Origin of the sequence: Haemophilus sp. SZY H8, assembly GCF_018829755.1 — a bacterium.
Classification (GTDB): Bacteria; Pseudomonadota; Gammaproteobacteria; order Enterobacterales; family Pasteurellaceae; genus Haemophilus; species Haemophilus haemolyticus_K.
Genome location: NZ_JAHKJY010000001.1, coordinates 342,066 through 362,255 on the forward strand (window position 1 = coordinate 342,066; position 20,190 = coordinate 362,255).

19 protein-coding genes are annotated in these 20,190 nt (G+C 37.6%); 8 read left to right on the forward strand and 11 right to left on the reverse strand.

From position 1 onward, the window contains the following. Positions 1–57: 57 nt before the first annotated feature. The gene (aceE, locus tag KKW16_RS01645) at positions 58–2,718 is read right to left on the reverse strand and encodes a pyruvate dehydrogenase (acetyl-transferring), homodimeric type (protein WP_111407253.1); all 2,661 of its coding nucleotides are present in this window, start codon (positions 2,716–2,718) and stop codon (positions 58–60) included. Positions 2,719–3,021: 303 nt separating this feature from the next. Between aceE and mgsA the strand changes: the two genes are divergently transcribed. Continuing rightward, positions 3,022–3,480, forward strand: coding sequence for a methylglyoxal synthase (gene mgsA / locus KKW16_RS01650; RefSeq protein ID WP_048954058.1), 459 nt, complete (start codon positions 3,022–3,024; stop codon positions 3,478–3,480). Positions 3,481–3,545: 65 nt separating this feature from the next. Here the strand turns inward: mgsA and KKW16_RS01655 are convergent, their stop codons facing one another. Next, the gene (locus tag KKW16_RS01655) at positions 3,546–4,988 is read right to left on the reverse strand and encodes a YdgA family protein (protein ID WP_215767847.1); all 1,443 of its coding nucleotides are present in this window, start codon (positions 4,986–4,988) and stop codon (positions 3,546–3,548) included. 313 nt (positions 4,989–5,301) lie between these two features. Between KKW16_RS01655 and dnaK the strand changes: the two genes are divergently transcribed. The 7 genes from dnaK (at position 5,302) to hda (ending at position 12,182) form a co-directional block, all read left to right on the forward strand. Beyond that, positions 5,302–7,209 (forward strand): molecular chaperone DnaK, encoded by a 1,908-nt coding sequence (gene dnaK, locus KKW16_RS01660; protein ID WP_215767848.1) that lies wholly within the window; start codon positions 5,302–5,304, stop codon positions 7,207–7,209. 17 nt (positions 7,210–7,226) lie between these two features. Then, on the forward strand, positions 7,227–7,433 hold the full coding sequence (locus KKW16_RS01665) for a hypothetical protein (protein ID WP_215767849.1): 207 nt from the start codon (positions 7,227–7,229) through the stop codon (positions 7,431–7,433). A gap of 214 nt (positions 7,434–7,647) precedes the next feature. Further along, positions 7,648–8,052: a GyrI-like domain-containing protein gene (locus tag KKW16_RS01670; protein ID WP_215767850.1), complete on the forward strand. Its 405-nt coding sequence runs from the start codon at positions 7,648–7,650 to the stop codon at positions 8,050–8,052. A gap of 62 nt (positions 8,053–8,114) precedes the next feature. Beyond that, positions 8,115–9,263 carry a molecular chaperone DnaJ gene (gene dnaJ / locus KKW16_RS01675; protein ID WP_065246038.1) on the forward strand — a complete coding sequence of 383 codons (1,149 nt, stop codon included), beginning with the start codon at positions 8,115–8,117 and terminating at the stop codon, positions 9,261–9,263. 180 nt (positions 9,264–9,443) lie between these two features. Further along, positions 9,444–10,070, forward strand: coding sequence for a uracil phosphoribosyltransferase (upp, locus tag KKW16_RS01680; RefSeq protein ID WP_005634809.1), 627 nt, complete (start codon positions 9,444–9,446; stop codon positions 10,068–10,070). Positions 10,071–10,175: 105 nt separating this feature from the next. Further along, positions 10,176–11,417, forward strand: coding sequence for a nucleobase:cation symporter-2 family protein (locus KKW16_RS01685; protein ID WP_140449797.1), 1,242 nt, complete (start codon positions 10,176–10,178; stop codon positions 11,415–11,417). Between the two features lie 69 nt (positions 11,418–11,486). After that, positions 11,487–12,182 carry a DnaA regulatory inactivator Hda gene (gene hda, locus KKW16_RS01690; protein ID WP_215767851.1) on the forward strand — a complete coding sequence of 232 codons (696 nt, stop codon included), beginning with the start codon at positions 11,487–11,489 and terminating at the stop codon, positions 12,180–12,182. Between the two features lie 28 nt (positions 12,183–12,210). On the opposite strand, the gene yciH is transcribed toward hda, so the two are convergent. The 9 genes from yciH to KKW16_RS01735 all read right to left on the reverse strand — a co-directional run bounded on the left by yciH (position 12,211) and on the right by KKW16_RS01735 (position 20,189). Then, positions 12,211–12,531, reverse strand: a complete 321-nt coding sequence (gene yciH / locus KKW16_RS01695; RefSeq protein WP_048954308.1) for a stress response translation initiation inhibitor YciH — start codon at positions 12,529–12,531, stop codon at positions 12,211–12,213. A gap of 5 nt (positions 12,532–12,536) precedes the next feature. Next, on the reverse strand, positions 12,537–13,229 hold the full coding sequence (gene pyrF / locus KKW16_RS01700) for an orotidine-5'-phosphate decarboxylase (protein ID WP_065264609.1): 693 nt from the start codon (positions 13,227–13,229) through the stop codon (positions 12,537–12,539). A 23-nt stretch (positions 13,230–13,252) separates the two neighbouring features. Continuing rightward, positions 13,253–14,443, reverse strand: coding sequence for a lipopolysaccharide assembly protein LapB (gene lapB / locus KKW16_RS01705; protein WP_215767852.1), 1,191 nt, complete (start codon positions 14,441–14,443; stop codon positions 13,253–13,255). Next, a complete protein-coding gene (locus tag KKW16_RS01710; protein WP_065264607.1) occupies positions 14,443–14,736 on the reverse strand; it encodes a LapA family protein in 294 nt (97 codons plus the stop codon). The genes lapB and KKW16_RS01710 overlap by 1 nt, the downstream gene beginning before the upstream one ends. Before the next feature lie 81 nt (positions 14,737–14,817). Next, positions 14,818–15,099, reverse strand: coding sequence for an integration host factor subunit beta (locus KKW16_RS01715; protein WP_065264606.1), 282 nt, complete (start codon positions 15,097–15,099; stop codon positions 14,818–14,820). A gap of 122 nt (positions 15,100–15,221) precedes the next feature. Further along, a complete protein-coding gene (rpsA, locus tag KKW16_RS01720) occupies positions 15,222–16,871 on the reverse strand; it encodes a 30S ribosomal protein S1 (protein WP_139990293.1) in 1,650 nt (549 codons plus the stop codon). 96 nt (positions 16,872–16,967) lie between these two features. Continuing rightward, on the reverse strand, positions 16,968–17,645 hold the full coding sequence (gene cmk, locus KKW16_RS01725; protein ID WP_215767853.1) for a (d)CMP kinase: 678 nt from the start codon (positions 17,643–17,645) through the stop codon (positions 16,968–16,970). Positions 17,646–17,700: 55 nt separating this feature from the next. Continuing rightward, the gene (locus KKW16_RS01730; protein ID WP_215767854.1) at positions 17,701–18,858 is read right to left on the reverse strand and encodes an amidohydrolase; all 1,158 of its coding nucleotides are present in this window, start codon (positions 18,856–18,858) and stop codon (positions 17,701–17,703) included. A gap of 8 nt (positions 18,859–18,866) precedes the next feature. Beyond that, positions 18,867–20,189 carry an MmgE/PrpD family protein gene (locus tag KKW16_RS01735; RefSeq protein WP_215767855.1) on the reverse strand — a complete coding sequence of 441 codons (1,323 nt, stop codon included), beginning with the start codon at positions 20,187–20,189 and terminating at the stop codon, positions 18,867–18,869. Position 20,190 lies beyond the last annotated feature (1 nt).

Consider the following 20,190-nt stretch of genomic DNA (forward strand, 5'->3'; position numbering starts at 1 on the left):
GTTCCTTTTAAAGTGCGGTCATAAAACACGATGTTTTTTGACCGCAGTTTTCATCAATTACGCGTAAAGCGGATTGATACGATCTACATTCAAACCGAATTTTGCAATCGCATCTGCAACAACTTGGTTAGATACTGTACCTTCTTTCGCTAATTGAGAAAGTGCAGCAACCACAACATAACGTGCATCAACTTCGAAGTGTTCACGTAAGTTTGCACGGCTGTCTGAACGACCGAAACCATCTGTACCTAACACATGATAATGACGACTTGGTACGAATGCACGGATTTGATCTGCGTATGCTTTAACATAGTCAGTTGAAGCAACGGTTGGTAAATCAGCTAATACTTGAGCAACGTATGGTACGCGTTGTGTCTCTGTTGGGTGTAATAAGTTCCAACGTGCTGCATCGTGACCTTCACGGGCTAATTCATTGAATGAAGGCGCAGAGAATACATCTGAGGTGACACCATAATCTTTTGCAAGAATTTGTGCCGCTTCACGAACATGACGCATGATAGCACCAGAACCTAACAATTGAACGTGGCCTTTGCCTTTTTTACCTTCCACGGTTTCAAATTTATATAAACCTTTGCGAATACCTTCTTCCGCACCAGCAGGCATAGCCGGTTGATCCATGACTTCATTTAATGTTGTCATGTAATAGAATACATCTTCTTGTTTTTCGCCGTACATACGGTTAATACCGTCTTGCATAATTACTGCAACTTCGAATGCGAATGATGGATCGTAAGTGACACAGTTAGGAATGATACCTGCTTGAATATGACTATGGCCATCTTCGTGTTGTAAGCCTTCGCCGTTTAATGTCGTACGACCTGAAGTACCACCCACCATGAAACCACGAGCTAATTGGTCACCAGCCGCCCACATCATATCGCCCACACGTTGGAAACCAAACATTGAGTAGTAAATGAAGAATGGAATCATTGGTTGGTTATTGACAGAGTAAGAGTTCGCTGCAGCTAACCAAGATGCAGTTGCACCTAATTCATTGATACCTTCTTGTAGCACTTGACCATCTTTTGCTTCACGGTAGTAAGCAACTAAGTCACGATCTGAAGGAACATAGTTTTGACCATGTGGGTTATAAATACCGATTTGACGGAATAAACCTTCCATACCAAACGTACGTGCTTCATCAGCAATCATTGGAACGATAGTTTTACCAATGTTTTTATCTTTTAATAAGATGTTTAATGCGCGAGTAAACGCCATTGTGGTTGAAATACCACGAGGTTGTTCTTCTAATAATGCTTTAAATTCCTCTAATGCAGGAACTTTATATTCTACATCAAATTTAGCACGACGAGCAGGAACATAGCCGTTTAATGCTTTACGGTGACCATGTAAATATTCGTATTCAGGTGTGCCTTCAGCAAATTTAATGTATTCTAATTTTTCTACTTGCTCATCAGTCAATGGTAAATCGAAGTAGTCACGGAAACCTTTAAGGCTTTCGTAAGACATTTTTTTAGATTGGTGAGCGGTATTTTTACTTTCTGCTTCAGGAATTTTATAACCTTTAACTTGATGCGCTAAAATCACAACTGGTTTCGTTGCATTTTGTGCTTTTGCATAGGCAGCGTATAATTTTTCGCTATCGTGTGCACCACGGCGTAATGCCCAAATTTCATCATCCGTCATATCTGCAACTAATGCAGCGGTTTCTGGATAACGACCGAAGAAGTGTTCACGAATATACGCACCATCTTTAGATTTGAAAGTTAAATAGTCGCCATCAACCACTTCCATCATTAACTGAGTTAATTTACCTGAAGTATCTTTCGCGAATAATTTATCCCAATCGCTGCCCCATAAAACTTTAATTACTTCCCAGCCAGCACCAGTAAATAATCCTTCTAATTCTTGAACGATTTTACCGTTACCATTAACCGGGCCATCTAAACGTTGTAAGTTACAGCTGATAGTGAAGATTAAGTTATCTAATTTCTCACGAGCCGCAAAAGTTAATGCACCTTTAGACTCAATTTCATCCATTTCACCATCGCCTAAGAATGCATAGACTTTTTGATCTTTGGTATCTTTTAATCCACGGTTATCTAAGTATTTTAAGAAACGCGCTTGGTAGATGGCGTTCACTGGGCCTAAACCCATAGAAACCGTAGAGAATTGCCAGAATTCAGGCATTAATTTAGGGTGTGGATATGAAGATAAACCATCGGTAAAGGCTTCTTGACGGAAGTTATCCATTTGTTCTTCAGTTAAACGACCTTCTAAGAAGGCACGCGCATACATACCCGGAGCAGCATGGCCTTGGAAGAAAATTAAGTCGCCACCGTTTTTCTCGGTTGCGGCTTTGAAGAAGTGGTTATAGCACACTTCATACATGGTTGCTGCAGCTTGATAAGTTGAGATATGGCCACCTAAGTCAAGATCTTTCTTCTGACTACGCAATACCATAGCAATAGCATTCCAACGCACAGCAGAACGAATACGACGCTCAATAGCATGATCACCTGGATAAGCAGGTTGTTCAGAAGCTGGAATAGTATTGACATAATCGGTCGTTACACCTGTAGGTAATGAAACACCATTGGTGCGTGCTTGGCCGATAACTTGCTCAATAATATATTGTGCACGCTCTACGCCTTCTTCACGAATCAAAGAATCTAATGATTGTAACCAATCTTGAGTTTCGATTGGATCAACGTCATTTTTTAAAATCTCAGACATAGGTTTTCCTTATCTGTTAATTAAGTGAACATTAGTTTAGTAAACACTAAACACGAATATCAGAAATGCTTGCCTTTTTACAAACATTTAACAAATCTTGTAAATTTTAGAAGATTTTTTGAGATAAAGATAGTAAATTTTCATCAAATATCCCTGTTGAGTACTGTGTTAATCGGTAATCTTTTGAAAGTGCGGTAATTTTTTCTCGACTTTCGTAAAGCCTATTAAAATCATAAGTAAAACATTGCATTCTATAGGGCTTTGCTTTAAAGTTTTCAAACTTTTTTCAAAAAGGAATCAATCATGCATATAACGACTCGAACGCTCACTCAACACAAACGTATTGCGCTTGTGGCTCATGATAGCTGCAAAAAAAATTTACTGAATTGGACGCAAAAACACAAAGAAGCACTTAAGCCTCATATACTTTATGCAACAGGTACAACAGGCCATATTTTAGAACGAGAAACAGGTTTAAGCATTCAATCTTTATTAAGTGGCCCGATGGGCGGCGACCAACAACTTGGTGGCTTAATCGCAGAAAAGAAAATCGACATGATGATCTTCTTTTGGGATCCAATGAATGCCGCACCACATGATCCTGATGTGAAAGCCCTCATGCGTATTGCAACAGTGTGGAATATCCCAGTTGCCATTAATCAAAGCTCCGCAGATTTTATGTTAACTTCAGTTTTATTTGAACAAGATGTGGAAATTGAAGTGCCTGATTATGAAGGGTATTTAAAAGAGCGTTTAGCTTAAAAAAATAAGGAATATTTACCGCACTTCATAGTTAAACAGGGCGACAACTTATCGCCCTGTTTTTGTTATCTCCCAAATCCCCCCATTGCAAGCATAAAGAGTACCATTTTCAACTGTTCTTCTGGAATTGGCTTACCGTTTAGTTTCAATTCGTTATTTTCTAAAGCAAGCGTTAATGTGACGGTTTTGTCCGTGTTTACGATAATGCCATTCACTTCACCATCAACAACTAATTCATCAAATCGGTGAACTAAATCTTGCTTTTGGTTTTCTGGTGTAAATTTAGATAATAATGAAATTGCAGTTTCTTTATTCACATCAAAATTGATCGAAAAATCTTTGAATTGTTTGTATAAGCCGCTGCGCATTAAATCAAATTTAGGGTTTGGCACTAAAGCAATATTTACATCCAATGCCACTTTACCTTTTTCGTCAGAAATAGAAAGAGGGGCAAATTTAATTTGAGGCTGATTATTTGCAATGGTCATGCCTGCTTGTTGTAATTTTTGCACCAATGCTTTAGATAACGGCGTATCTGAGTCGGCTTTGCCTATTGCAACTAAAATATTTAAAAGTTCTTGTAATGCGTTGCCATCAATATGGTTGAATTCTACATTATTGGTCACTTTACCTAAGTTGTTACCGTTAATATGTAATTCATCCAGATTTGTTTTATTGATGATATTTACTGTATCACCCTGAACTTGTGTAGTTAAATTTGCTTGGCTGTTTTTCTGAATAAGAGAGAATTTTTCCCCAGTCTCTGCAGATTCGGTATTTTGCTCAAAATAGCCTATTTTACTATTGATATTTCCACTATAAATAAATGGCCATTTTGTGCTTTGTAGTGAGCCTTGTACGACAAGATCTTTTATTTTAATTGATGAAGCCGTTGAAACTGCACGATTAGGGTCATTTGAATTAAATGCATCTACAGATAGCGTATAATTGCTTGGTTCATTTTTGTCTAAATCAACATTTAATACGACATTTGACCAATCAAAATCAGCCTTGGATTGCTCATTGTGATATTGTCCCGATGCAAGTTTTAATTCCGCATTACCGCTTAATGAATAATTCATTGCGACATTTAGTTGTAACGGTTTCTCTGATTTTGTGATATCAAAGAGTACCTGAGTTGTTGCATTTTTTCCTAACAAGGTTTGGCTTGAAAAAATGGTTGGAACGAAATTCAGTTTCGCCACACGATCAAGCGGCAAAGGCCCGTGATAAAGCGTTGATGATAAAGGAATAATGATCGTTTCATTTGCCTTGTGAATTTCTATTTGATCTTGAATATGAGACGCAAATAATCCTCTATCAAATTTTATATTTTTATAAAAAATTTTACTTTCTTCTAATACATCGGTTTTGGCAAATAGTTGATTTAACTGTTTGAGTTGATGTAAATATTCTTCTTCCGCTTTTTTCCCTGTAAACCATGCACCAGTACACCAAACGGCAGCAAGAGCAACGACTACGCCTGCAGCAATTTTTGATTTTTTCATTTATTTCTTTCCTATTTTAAAGTAAAAATTTTCTCCAAATTTATCATAAATCCCTTTTTCTTGCCTGAAAATTTTTATTTTCCCCTTGAAATTCATCATTTGAGACTTATCTTGAAAACAAGAACGGAAATCACCGCACTTTAAGAAATAAAAAATTTTTAAAATTTTCTCTTGAAATGCGAAAGAATATCCACATCTTACAATTCGTAACAAATAGGGCTTGTAGATGTTTCAAAAATATTTGTGATAGAGGCTATTTTGAGACGTTTATAAGTTCAACCCCGAATTTTAAAATTTTTACTAGGAGTACAAAATGGGAAAAATTATTGGTATTGACTTAGGTACAACAAACTCTTGTGTAGCAGTTATGGAAGGCGACAAGGCTCGCGTAATTGAAAATGCAGAAGGTGCACGTACAACCCCTTCAATTATTGCTTATACAGATAATGAAACCTTAGTGGGTCAGCCAGCAAAACGTCAAGCAATCACTAACCCGAAAAATACATTATTCGCAATTAAACGTTTAATTGGTCGTCGTTTTGAGAGCGAAGAAGTACAACGCGATATTAAAATTATGCCTTTCGAAATCGTGCGTGCAGATAACGGCGATGCGTGGGTAAATGTAAAAGGCGATAAATTAGCACCACCGCAAATCTCTGCTGAAGTATTGAAAAAAATGAAAAAAACGGCAGAAGATTTCTTGGGTGAATCTGTAACAGAAGCGGTAATTACTGTTCCTGCATACTTTAACGATGCACAACGTCAAGCAACTATTGATGCAGGTAAAATTGCAGGTTTAGATGTTAAACGTATCATCAATGAACCGACAGCGGCTGCGTTAGCGTTCGGTTTAGGTTCAAGCAAAGAAAACCAAGTGATCGCAGTTTACGACTTAGGTGGTGGTACATTCGATATTTCAATCATCGAAATTGATAACTTTGATGGTGAACAAACTTTCGAAGTATTGGCAACAGGTGGTAACACTCACTTAGGTGGTGAAGACTTCGATAACCGTGTAATTGATTACATTATTGATGAGTTCAAAAAAGAACAAAACATCGATTTACGTAATGACCCAATGGCATTACAACGCGTAAAAGAAGCAGCAGAGAAAGCAAAAATTGAACTTTCATCAGCGCAATCTACTGAAGTGAACCTTCCATATATCACTGCTGATGCGACTGGCCCTAAACATTTAGCATTAAATATCACTCGTGCAAAATTAGAGGCATTAGTAGAAGATTTAGTAGCAAGCTCAATTGAGTCTTTGAAAGCTGTATTAAAAGATGCAGGTAAGAGTGTAAACGAAATCCACGATATCATTCTCGTGGGTGGTCAAACTCGTATGCCACTTGTTCAACAAAAAGTTGCTGAGTTCTTTGGTAAAGAAGCTCGTAAAGATGTTAACCCTGATGAAGCGGTGGCAATCGGTGCGGCAGTTCAAGGTGGTGTATTAAAAGGTGATGTGAAAGACGTTCTTTTATTAGACGTTACTCCGTTATCACTTGGTATCGAAACCATGGGCGGCGTGATGACCACTTTAATTGAGAAAAATACAACGATTCCAACCAAAAAATCGCAAGTGTTCTCAACAGCGGAAGATAACCAAAGTGCGGTAACAATTCACGTTCTTCAAGGTGAACGTAAACGTGCCTCAGATAATAAATCTTTAGGTCAATTCAACCTAGAAGGTATTAATCCTGCACCGCGTGGTATGCCACAAATCGAAGTAACATTTGATATCGATGCAAACGGCGTAATCAACGTATCTGCAAAAGATAAAAATACGGGTAAAGAGCAACAAATTCGTATTCAAGCATCTTCTGGTTTATCTGATGAAGAAATTCAACAAATGGTGCGTGATGCAGAAGCAAATGCTGATGCAGACCGTAAATTTGAGGAAGTTGTTCAAGCTCGTAACCAAGCAGATGGTATTGCTCACGCAACACGTAAACAAATTGCAGAAGCTGGCGACGCATTGAGTGCCGCAGACAAAGAGAAAATTGAAGCAGCAGTCGCTGAGCTTGAAACAGCGGCAAAAGGTGAAGATAAAGCAGAAATTGAAGCGAAAATTGAAGCGGTAATTAAAGCCTCTGAACCGTTAATGCAAGCAGCGCAAGCAAAAGCTCAACAAGCTGGTGGTGAACAACCACAACAATCATCAGCAAAAGATGATGGCGTGGTAGATGCTGAATTTGAAGAAGTGAAAGATAATAAATAGTTATTAAGGGGTATTGGATGAGTAAAGATAATTTCTCGTATGAGAAAGAGGATTTGGAGAATGAATTTGATGAATCTGATGATGAATTTGAAGATGAATTAGCACCTCCGCCAGAGGATGAAACTTGTGAATATTGCGATGCTCCAGCTACAACTTGGGTACAGGATAACCCAGCGTGCGATGATTGTTTTACAACAGCATATGAAAAACTCATTCATGATTAAGTAAATAAGGGCGTGGTAACACGCCCTTTTGGTGTACCTAACAAGTCCCCCTCTTTAGAAAAGAGGGGTTAGGGGAGATTTGATAGCGATATCAAATTTTCTTATGAGCTAAATTTACTTCTGCCAAATCTTCCCCTGTCCCTCTTTGCTAAAGAGGGGAGTATGTTATAAGCGGTCAAATTTACCCAGAATTTTGTAAATTTAAGGAATAGTTATGCCACTTACACTTTATCCACTTGCTACAATTCGTACGCATAACACAAAGGAAAATCCTGCAGAAAAGATTGGACAGCTTTGGCAGAATAATTTTGTAAAATTGCCTCAAAATACCCCTTATTATGGTGTTTATCTGAATTACGAATCGGATTTTACGGGCTATTATGATGTTGCTGTTGCTCAAGAAAGTAAAACTGAAGGCAGTTTTTCAACCATTGAAATTGAAGATCTGACTTGGTATGAAATCTTCCCTACGACTTATGAATCAGTAGTTCAAACGTGGCAACGCATTTGGAATAAAGAAAAGCAAGGCTTATTAAAACGTGCTTATAAAGTGGATTTTGAGAAATATTATCCAAATGGAAAAGTGGATATTTACATTTCAATTTGCCCACATTGCTAAAAATAGCGAATGTAAGCGGTCAGAAATGACAAAATATTTGCAAATAAAAATACGGAAACACTATGGCAAAAAAAGATTACTACGAAGTCCTTGGGTTACAAAAAGGGGCGAGTGAGAACGACATCAAACGTGCGTATAAACGTTTAGCGTCTAAACATCACCCTGATAAAAACCAAGGCAGTAAAGAAGCAGAAGAAAAATTCAAAGAAATTAATGAAGCTTATGAAGTATTAGGCGACGATCAAAAACGCGCAGCCTATGATCAATATGGCCATGCAGCCTTTGAACAAGGTGGTGGCGCTGGTGGTTTCGGTGGCGGCTTTGGCGGTGCTGATTTTGGTGATATGTTCGGTGATATCTTTGGCGATATTTTTGGTGGCGGTGGCCGTGGTCGTCAACGCGTTGTTCGTGGCGAAGACTTACGCTATGACTTAGAAATTACCTTAGAAGAAGCTGTAAAAGGTACAACCAAAGATATTCAAATCAATACTCTTGCCCATTGTGATAGCTGTGGTGGTTCAGGGGCTGAAAAAGGCTCTAAAGTGGAAACTTGTCCGCATTGCCACGGTTCTGGTCGAATTCGTCGTCAGCAAGGTTTCTTTGTATCTGAAAGTATCTGTCCAACTTGTCATGGTAGCGGTAAGAAAATTGAAAAACCTTGTCGCAGTTGTCATGGCGAAGGGCGTGTTCATAAGAAAGAAAATCTTTCAGTAAAAATTCCAGCAGGCGTAGATACGGGCAACCAACTTCGTTTAGCAGGAAAAGGCGCAGCAGGTGAAAATGGCGCGCCAGCAGGGGATTTATATGTTGTGATTCACGTGAGAGAACATAACATTTTTGAACGTGATGGTAACAACTTATATTGCGAAGTACCGATTAGTTTTGCTACGGCAGCGCTTGGCGGTGAAATTGAAGTGCCGACTTTAGATGGCCGAGTGAAGCTTAAAATCCCCGCTGAAACGCAAACTGGAAAATTATTCCGCATGCGAGGCAAAGGTGTTGCGTCTACACGTAGTGGCTATGCGGGCGATTTGATTTGCCGTATTGTGGTAGAAACGCCAGTTAATTTAACTAGCGAGCAAAAAGAATTACTTCAAAAACTTGAGGAAAGTTTACAAGGTAAAGATTTAAGTAAACACGCACCAAAATCTTCAGGATTTTTAGACGGTGTGAAAAAATTCTTTGATAACTTGGGTAAATCTGACAAATAAAGATAATAAAAAAGTCCGCCTTTCGCGGACTTTTTGCTTATAGCCTATCCAAATTATTATCGCTGTCCCTATTCCATTCTTGGTATTCTTTAAAATATTTTCATAAATTGCTACCTTTTTTCTTTTTTTTAATCTAGAATTCGTCAATTTGTTTTTTAAACGGCCAAAAGGAGAGTAAACATGAAACTGGTTGAAGTAAAACACCCACTTGTTAAACACAAATTAGGTGTGATGCGTGAAGCTGAGATTGATACAAAAAAATTCCGTGAACTGGCAACAGAAATCGGTAGCCTATTAACCTACGAAGCAACGTCAGATTTAGAAACTGAAAAAGTAACGATCAACGGTTGGAATGGCCCAGTAGAAATCGACCGAATTAAAGGTAAAAAAGTAACGGTTGTCCCAATTTTACGTGCAGGTTTAGGTATGATGGATGGTGTACTTGAACATGTACCAAGCGCCCGCATCAGTGTAGTGGGGATCTACCGTAATGAAGAAACCCTTGAACCAGTCCCTTACTTCCAAAAATTAGCTAGCGATTTAGAAGAACGCCTTGCAATTGTTGTTGATCCGATGCTTGCAACGGGCGGTTCTATGATTGCTACCCTTGATCTTTTAAAAGCAAAAGGTTGTAAGCATATTAAAGTATTAGTTTTAGTCGCTGCGCCAGAAGGTATTAAGGCTCTTGAAGCGGCACATCCCGACATTGAACTTTACTGTGCTTCTATTGATAGCCACCTAAATGAACATGGTTACATTATTCCGGGTCTCGGTGACGCGGGTGATAAAATTTTTGGGACTAAATAATCCCAAAACAAAAGACGGTATTCATGCCGTCTTTTTTCGGTGCATAAAATATTAAAAATATATTGACCGCACTTTCAGTTAATTCAAACAGAGAGTTGAAACTAAATGACACATCAAAATTCTTCCGTGGTAGAAAACCAGAGTAAACTTAAACAATCTTTTGTTGGCCTACAAATGCTCTTCGTCGCATTTGGTGCGCTCGTTCTTGTACCATTAATTACAGGCCTTGATTCCAATACAGCATTATTAACCGCCGGCGTTGGCACCCTACTCTTCCAACTTTGCACTGGCAAACAAGTTCCTATTTTCTTAGCCTCATCTTTTGCCTTTATCGCACCGATTCAATATGGTATTCAGACTTGGGGGATTGCGACCACTATGGGGGGATTAGCATCGGCGGGTCTTGTATATTTAGCACTAAGTATATTGGTAAAATTACGTGGAACCGAAGCATTACAACGTATTTTCCCACCGATTGTTGTGGGCCCAGTGATTATTATTATTGGGATGGGGCTTGCACCTGTGGCAGTTGATATGTCATTAGGCAAAAATAGTGTTTATGCGTATAACGACGCTATATTAGTTTCAATGGTAACACTTCTCACTACTTTATCTGTAGCAGTGTTTGCCAAAGGATTGATGAAACTCATCCCAATTATGTTTGGTATTACTGCGGGCTATATTTTATGCTTATTCCTTGGTTTAATCAATTTCCAACCAGTGATTGATGCGCCTTGGTTTAGCTTACCAAAATTAACTGCGCCTGAATTTAACCTAGAAGCTATTCTTTATATGTTGCCAATTGCTATTGCACCGGCGGTAGAACACGTTGGCGGTATTATGGCGATCAGCTCAGTTACCGGTAAAGACTTTTTAAAAAAACCAGGATTACACCGCACTTTATTAGGCGATAGCTTAGCAACTGCAGCTGCATCTTTAGTGGGTGGCCCACCAAATACAACTTATTCTGAGGTAACTGGTGCCGTAATGTTAACCCGAAATTTCAATCCTAATATTATGACATGGGCTGCCGTTTGGGCTATTGCAATTTCATTCTGTGGAAAAGTAGGCGCCTTCCTATCAACAATTCCAACTATTGTAATGGGAGGAATTATGATGCTTGTTTTCGGTTCAATTGCAGTGGTGGGCATGAGCACCTTAATTCGTGGAAAAGTTGATGTTACCGAAGCACGTAATCTGTGTATTATTTCTGTCGTAATGACATTTGGTATCGGCAATATGTTTGTAGATGTGGGCAATGTATCACTAAAAGGTATCAGCTTATGCGCAGTTGTTGCTATCATCTTAAACCTTGTTTTACCGAAAGCAAAAAATGAAGTAGAATAAGAGTTATTTTAAAAGGGTTAAATCCCAATTTAGCCCTTTTCTTACTTATAATCTGTAATATATAAATATTTGAATAAGCAGCTTCCCTTACCTATTCATCAAATTGATGATGCCACATTAGAAAACTTTTGCAGCGATAATAATCTTTTATTGCTCGATTCTTTACGCAAAAATTCATCTGAGTTAAAACAACAGTTTTTCTATATTTGGGGAAATAAAGGTTCTGGAAAAACCCATCTGCTTAGAGCATTCAGTAACGAATATTTAATCAATCAACGTACTGCTATTTATGTACCGCTCAGCAAATCCCAATATTTTTCTACTGCAGTTCTTGAAAATCTAGAACAGCAAGAATTAGTGTGTCTAGATGATGTACAAACTGTGATCGGAAATGACGAATGGGAATTAGCTATTTTTGATCTATTCAATCGAATTAAAGCAAGCAGAAAAACGCTTTTGCTTATTAGTTCAGATAAATCGCCTTCTGCACTTTCTGTAAAATTGCCTGATTTGAACTCTCGCTTGATTTGGGGTGAGATTTATCAATTAAATTCCTTAACTGATGAGCAAAAAATTAGTGTGCTGCAACATAACGCTTATCAAAGAGGGATTCAATTACCCGATGAGACGGCTAATTTTTTACTTACTCGACTAGCACGGGACATGCACACATTATTTGAAGCCCTTGATCTACTAGATAAAGCCTCGTTGCAAGCACAAAGAAATCTTACGATTCCTTTCGTCAAAGAAATTTTAAATCTTTAACAAAAAAGACGCTAATGCGCCTTTTTAATCATCCACCTGATAATTTAACGGTAAACCCTTTTTGCTCTAACAATTGCTTGAGCAAATCACGCTTTTCACCTTGAATCTCAATCATTCCATTTTTAACTGAACCACCACATCCACAACGTTTTTTTAATTCAGCAGCTAATTTTTTCAATTCCTCATCAGATAAATCTAAACCAGTTATAACCGATACGCCTGCACCTTTTCTACCACTCGTTTGTTTTTGGATACGTACAACACCGTCTCCTTTTGGGCGAACTAAGGAAACCTTTTCCTCTTTAATTCTCCCCACATCAGTTGAATACACTAAAATAGAATCTGACATCATTCTTACCTAATAGACGCGTTAATAGAACGAAGAACCTCTACTGGATTATCAGCTTTAGTAATAGGACGCCCTATTACTAAATAATCTGAACCAGCACGAATTGCAGCAGTAGGAGTCATCACTCGTCTCTGATCACCAAAATCAGCCCCAGTTGGACGAATACCTGGGGTCACCAATTTAAACTCTTCTCCACAAGCGTTACGTAAAATTTCAACCTCTTGCGGAGAACAAACCACTCCATCTAAACCTGCGCGTTGGGTTAAATGAGCTAATCGTAAAACTTGTTCCATTGGCGATGCATTAATCCCAATTTGTAATAAATCCAAATCTTCCATACTGGTTAATACCGTCACAGCAATAAGCAATGGCGCATCTTTCCCATAAGGTTCAAGAATTCTCTTAGCTTCTTCCATCATTCGTAGCCCGCCGCTTGCGTGCAAATCGACCATCCATACCCCTAAATCAGCGGCGGATCGGACCGCCCTTGCTACCGTATTTGGAATGTCATGATATTTAAGATCTAAGAAAACATCAAAATGACGTTGATGTAATTGTTTTACAAAATTCATACCAAGTGTAGTAAACATTTCTTTACCCACTTTTAATCGACACAAATTCGGATCAATTTGATCAACTAAAGCAAGAGCATCTGATTCTTTCTCATAATCCAATGCCACAATAATTTTACTTGTCATAATGTTACCTCACAGAGTATCAATTAATTATGTTCTTGACTTGAAACTGGCTTAATACATTCCCATTGACGGCAAGATGGGCAATTCCACAACAACTTGTGGATTTGATAACCACAATTTGTACAACGATAAGCTGAAGTTTGCTTAATTCGTTCCCCCACCATTTTATGTAATAAAATTAGACTTTCTTTTCCACGTCCGTCTTCTGCCTCATCAATTTGATACTGCATAAAACGATGGAAAATTAAAGTACTTGGCTTTTTCGTGAGTTGCTGATAAAGCTTAGCTTGAGCAGCGGGTTTTCCATCTTTTTCTTCAATTAATTTAACTAGGGCTAACTCTACCTCATCATTATTAGTAATTTGACCAGCACGAATTAAGAATAACTCAAAGTTATCTAACTGATTTAATTCTTCATAACAATGTTTTAAAGGTGATAAAATTTCCCCCGTATAATCTGGATTTTGCTCCAAAACATTTTCTAGTATTTTTGCTGCTTGTTGATATTGACCTTCAAGCATTTCTAAATTTGCGAGTAATAAAGAAGCGCGAACACAAGTAGGAGAAACCAACAAAGCTTTTTGTAAAATACTGCGTTTTTCAACCGCATTTTCAGGCTCTAAACTTTGTGAACATTCACAATAACATTGCGCAAGTTCAATATTATTCTCTTGTGGTTTGATTTTTGCGAGTTTTTCAGCAATATTAACCGCTTTTTTCCATTCTTTAGTTTTTTGATAAATCACTAAAAGTTGCTGCAAAGCATTTTCTGCAAATTCAGGTTCATCCACTAGTAAAATATAAAGACTTTCAGCTCGGTCAAAAAAACCAACCGTCATAAAATCTCGAGCAAGCTGCTGCTTAGCGAGCAGTTTTTGTTCAAAAGTATAATTTGGGCTACGATCTAAAGCCTGATGAATGCGAAGAGCACGATCAACTTCGCCTCTAGAACGGAATAGATTGCCAAGAGTCAGTTCAGCTTCAAATTGGGAGTGGCTTTCGATTTCATTTTCGGCTTCTTGCTTTTGTAGCATATTCAAAAATAGATCTACAGCCTTATCAGTTTGATTGGAAAGTAAAAAGTTTACCCCCGTAACATAATCTCGGGAGAGTTTATTACTAATGTCATCTTGATCTTTCTTTACACTACGCTGCCCCATGTACCAACCATAGGCTGCAGCGATGGGCAATAGTAGAAAGAGTAATTCCAGCATTAGACAGCCTTATCACGGGTAGTCGTTAATTCATGAAGTTGTAATGTTTGACGTTTAACTTGGCGCGCTAAAACCATATTCTTGAATTTTAATTTTAAATAGAAAAATCCACTAATTAACCAACCGAGAATTAACCCAAAACCAAATAAAATAGCGACAAGTGTAGAAAGTTGGAGCTGGCTTTCTGCAACAATATAGTTAAAGGTTATTATTTGATCGTTATTGGCTCCAACAGTAATCGCAACAAGTACAATAGCAATAACAATCACAAAACCTAAAATATACTTAATCATAATTCCCCTCTCAAATTACGCCACTATTATGCCAAACTTTCTAATAAAAAACGACACTTACGCGCCGTTCGTACTAATGAACTATAAACAATTTACTCGTTCTTTTAATTCTTTACCCGCCTTGAAATGTGGAACTGATTTCTCATCTAATTTTACTGAATCACCTGTTTTAGGATTACGCCCTAAACGAGGCTGACGATAATGTAACGAAAAACTACCAAACCCACGAACTTCAATACGATCACCATTTTCGAGAGACTGAGACATAAACTCAAGAATATCTTTTACAATATTTTCAACCATTTTCAGAGGTAACATTGGATGCTTTTCTGATAATTTTTCGATAAGTTCTGATTTAGTCATCGTCTTTTCTCCCCTCATATTATTCAAATTAAGATCTATTGCTAATACATTATTTCAATACATTAGCAATAAGCCCTAACAAATAAGGCTGGACATGAGCCCAGCCTTACTATGTGAATTAATTATTCACCTTTAGCTGCTTTAAATGCTTCAGCCATTGCGTTTGGAATAGCAACTTCTTCTTGTTTGTTATTCACATTTGCAACTGCTGCAGCTTCTTCAGCTTGATCTTTTGCTTTCACTGATAAGTGAACGATACGAGATTTACGATCTACACCAGTGTATTTCGCTTCAACTACGTCACCTGCAGCAACTTCATTTGTTAAATCAGCTGCGCGGATATAACCTTCAACGCCGCCCGCTAATTCAACTTTAGCACCTTTTGCATCTGCTTCAACTACAGTTACAGATACTACAGCACCTTTTTTGTTGATTGCTACGAAGTTATTGAATGGATCTTCTTCAAGTTGTTTGATACCTAAAGAAATACGCTCTTTCACTGCATCAACTGCTAATACTACTGCAGAAACTTCGTCACCTTTTTTGTAGTTACGAACTGCTTCTTCACCTGATACATTCCAAGAAATATCAGATAAGTGAACTAAACCATCGATACCACCTTCAAGACCGATGAAGATACCGAAATCAGTGATAGACTTGATTTTACCAGTTACTTTATCGCCTTTATTGTGAGTTTCAGCAAATTGAGTCCATGGGTTAGCTTTACATTGTTTTAAGCCTAAAGAAATACGACGACGTTCTTCATCAATTTCTAATACCATTACTTCAACAGTATCGCCTAAGCTAACAACTTTAGATGGGTGGATATTTTTGTTAGTCCAATCCATTTCAGAAACGTGAACTAAACCTTCAACGCCATCTAAGATCTCAACGAAACAACCATAGTCTGTTAAGTTAGTTACTTTACCAGTTAATTTGCTGTTTACTGGGTGATTTTCAGCAATTGCAGCCCATGGATCTTGGCCTAATTGTTTTAAGCCTAAAGACACACGAGTACGATCTTTATCAAATTTTAATACTTTAACAGTAACTTCATCGCCAACATTCACGATTTCGCTTGGGTGTTTAACACGTTTCCAAGCCATATCTGTGATATGTAATAAACCGTCAACACCACCAAGATCAACGAATGCACCGTACTCAGTTAAGTTTTTAACGATACCTTTAACTTCTGAACCTTCAACAAGATTTTCTAATACTTGTTCACGTTCTTGGCTGTTTTCAGATTCAATCACTGCACGACGAGAAACAACAACGTTGTTACGTTTTTGATCTAATTTGATTACTTTGAATTCTAATTCTTTACCAAGTAAGTGATCTGCTTCACGCGCTGGACGAGTATCAACTAAAGAACCTGGTAAGAATGCACGAACACCGTTTAACTCAACTGTGAATCCACCTTTCACTTTGCCGTTGATTAAACCGATAACGGTCGCTTTTTCTTCGTAAGCTTTTTCTAATTCAATCCAAGATTCGTGACGAACAGCTTTCTCACGAGAAAGTTTAGTTTCACCGAAACCATCTTCAACTGCATCTAATGCAACATTTACAGTATCGCCAACTTGGATTTCAAGTTCGCCTTGTGCATTTAAGAATTCAGCAACTGGGATTGCAGACTCAGATTTTAAACCTGCATCAACAAGCACAAAGCCTTTTTGGATAGCTACTACAGTACCGCTAACGATTGAACCTTGACGAGTTTCAAGGCCTTTTAATGATTCTTCAAAAAGTTGAGCAAAAGATTCTGACATATAAATAATCTTCTTAATTTAAGTTAATAACATCCACATTAAAATCCATAAAATGCGGGGTTGAGGATAAATGTTTATTCTTCCTTGAACAAACAGTTAAATCGAAACTGATACCTTTTCTTGAATATAAGCTAACGCCTGATCTATAACTTCACCAATACTCAACGTTGTGCTATCCAATAATAAAGCATCATCAGCCGGTTTTAGAGGCGCAACCTCTCGATTTCTATCACGAAAATCACGCTCTTTTATCTCGGCTAAAATCTGCTCAAAGTTACCATTTATTCCTTTATTTTGCAACTGTTTATAACGTCTTTTTGCACGTTCTTCAGCACTCGCATCTAAAAATAACTTCACTTGAGCATTTGGAAATACCACGGTGCCCATATCTCTACCATCAGCAATTAATTCATCATTTTTCGCAAAATCTTGCTGAAGTTGTAGCAAAGCTGACCGCACTTCTGGAAACACGGCTACTTTAGATGCGGTATCTGCGACTTCTTGAGTACGAATCAAATGGCTTACATTCATACCAGCAAGCAAAATATTCACCTCGCCATTTTGAGGAATAAATTGAATATCTAAGTGACGAGCTAATTCAGCTAGCGCCGACTCATTTGTTAAATCAGTTTTACGTTGTAATGCCGCTAATGCTGTAACGCGATAAATCGCTCCACTATCCAACAACGCATAACCTAGCTTTTCAGCCAAAGCGTAACAAAGCGTCCCCTTCCCAGCACCGCTAGGCCCATCAACGGTAATAATCGTTCCCATGCTACTTATCTCTTACTTAATTATGACAATTTATCGTATTATAGAGATAAACGAGTCATTTCGCTAAAAATTCTTTTGCTAACTCATATAAGTAATAAGCGGTTGGAAACAACACCCTATCATCTACACGGAATTTAGGGTGATGTAATGCATAAGGCCCACCTGAACCTATCATAACAAATACACCTGGCACTTCTACTTGATAAAAAGCAAAGTCTTCACCAATGGGACTCGCTTCCACAATTTTAGTCTCAAATCCAATAGCACCTGCTACATTTAAAACAAAAGGCACCAACTGCTCATCATTATTTATAGAAGGCGGGCCAGCATGCCAATCTAGTTCTATTTCAACATCAAACGTAATCGCAATACCTTGCAATAACATACGTAAACGCTGTTCAATCTGAGTTCTTACATTCGCATTAAAACTTCGAACAGTTCCTTCTAAATAAGCATTGTCAGGGATGACGTTCCAAGTATTACCACTTTCAACATGAGTTATGGAAATAACCGCATTTTCATTAGCCGCAATATTTCGACTGATAATAGTTTGAACAACACTAATAATCTCAGCAAGTACTACTATGGGATCTTTACCATCCTGTGGACGAGCCGCATGAGCTCCCTTTGCTAAAATACGAATTTCAAAACGATCCACTCCTGCTGTTAATGCATGTGACTTGGTACCTACTGTACCTACAGGCAACGTGGGATCATTATGTAAACCAAAAATAGCATCTACATTTTGTAAAGCACCAGACTCTAATACGTTCAATGCACCTAAACCTGTTTCTTCTGCAGCCTGAAACAATACTCTAACAGTCCCCTCTAATTCATTTTGATGCTGTTTTAATAAAATTGCAGCACCAAGTGCAGCTGACATATGAAAATCATGTCCACAGGCATGCATAATACCAACTTTTTTTGAGCTAAATTCAACACCTGATTCTTCCTCTATTGGTAATGCATCTATATCTGCACGCAGCATTACGGTTTTTCCAGCTTTAAGGCCTTTAATCTCTGCCACTAATCCTGTTTGAAGTGGAAATGGTAAAATATCAATATGATGTTTTTCTAAAACTTCCCTAATTTTTGCCGTTGTTTCAAATTCTTCATTGGAAAGCTCTGGATATTGATGGCGTTCTTGACGAAATTGACGTAAAAAATCTGCCAAGATTTGATATTGTTGTGTCAATTGATTTAATTTTTCCATATTACATCTCACAATATTGATTGATAAGCTTGAATAAAATCCTGAATATTAATTCCATTTTTTAAATTGCTAATATCTTGATAAAGTTGCTGAGATAAGGAATTATTACCTATAGCTAACTCAAGTTTCTCTTTTAATTGAGTATTGGAATAAGGGTTCATAGGACTTCCTTTTGGAAAATTAGAAATGGCCTCTAAAATAGCCCCATTTTTTAACTGTACTCTAATTTTCACTTTTTTAGGATTTACTTCATTATTTTGATAAGTTCGATGAATTTTAGACATCATCTGGAAAATACATGGTTCAACTTGAGACTGCTCAAAATGTTGAAAATCCAATTTTTTATTTAGCAAAATTGAAGCTAAAATATATTCTGCAGAAAATTTTCCCTGGCTAGCAATATCTACTTTTTGATAAATTAATGCAGCATCTGAGTTAACATAAAAACAAATCTCAATTTGAAGAATATCACTTATATTTGAAATCTTATTTCTTAACTTATAAGAAATATCAGCAATTCCTGCTGCAGCAGAACAATAAGGATAATTTTTAAACCAAAGCTGATGAATTTGCCAATTTTTCTCCCAATCATATCCCCAGTCTTCAACCGAACATTGGTCTCCAAATAACATAAAAAAACCAATTTTTTCATCAAATGGATTTTGTGGTAAAGACAAGCCTGTTTTAATCCAATCAATAGATTGAATCGCATTTTGTGCAGCAATTCCTGCATGTAAAGCCTTAATAGGAGAACCAAACACAAAACGCATTCCTGATGATTGTGTTGCAGCCAAAGAAATAGCATCAGATAGAAAAAGATATTGGTGTAAATAGCCTATAGCACAAGTTGCGGCAATTCCTCCTAAAGTGATTGTACTATGCCATCCCCTGATATAGAGTTTAGGATTTAGTATCTGACCCAAACGAGCCATAACCTCTACACCAATAGCATAAGCAGTTAAAAAACGCCTACTGTCAATTCTCTGTATACTTTTATCAATGCTGGCAAAAAGCGCACTTAAAATCACAGATGAAGGGTGTCCACGTACAGTCGCATGCACATCATCATAATCTAAGTAATGTGCTTGAAAACCGTTAAATAAGGCCGCCTGTCTTGCGGTCACTAACTGTTTTTGTCCAATTAACCATGCCTTCTTATTTCCTCCCTCTAGCATAATCCAATCTTTAAATTGTTGTAATTCAACTTGATTTTTAGCTTGGAGTGAAGAGGCAAAATAATCTACAACCCCTCTTGTAGCCTGTTTTAATGTATCTTGTTCATTAATTAAGGGGGTATTTAGAATTTTATTTGCCAATTCTTGTGCATTCATT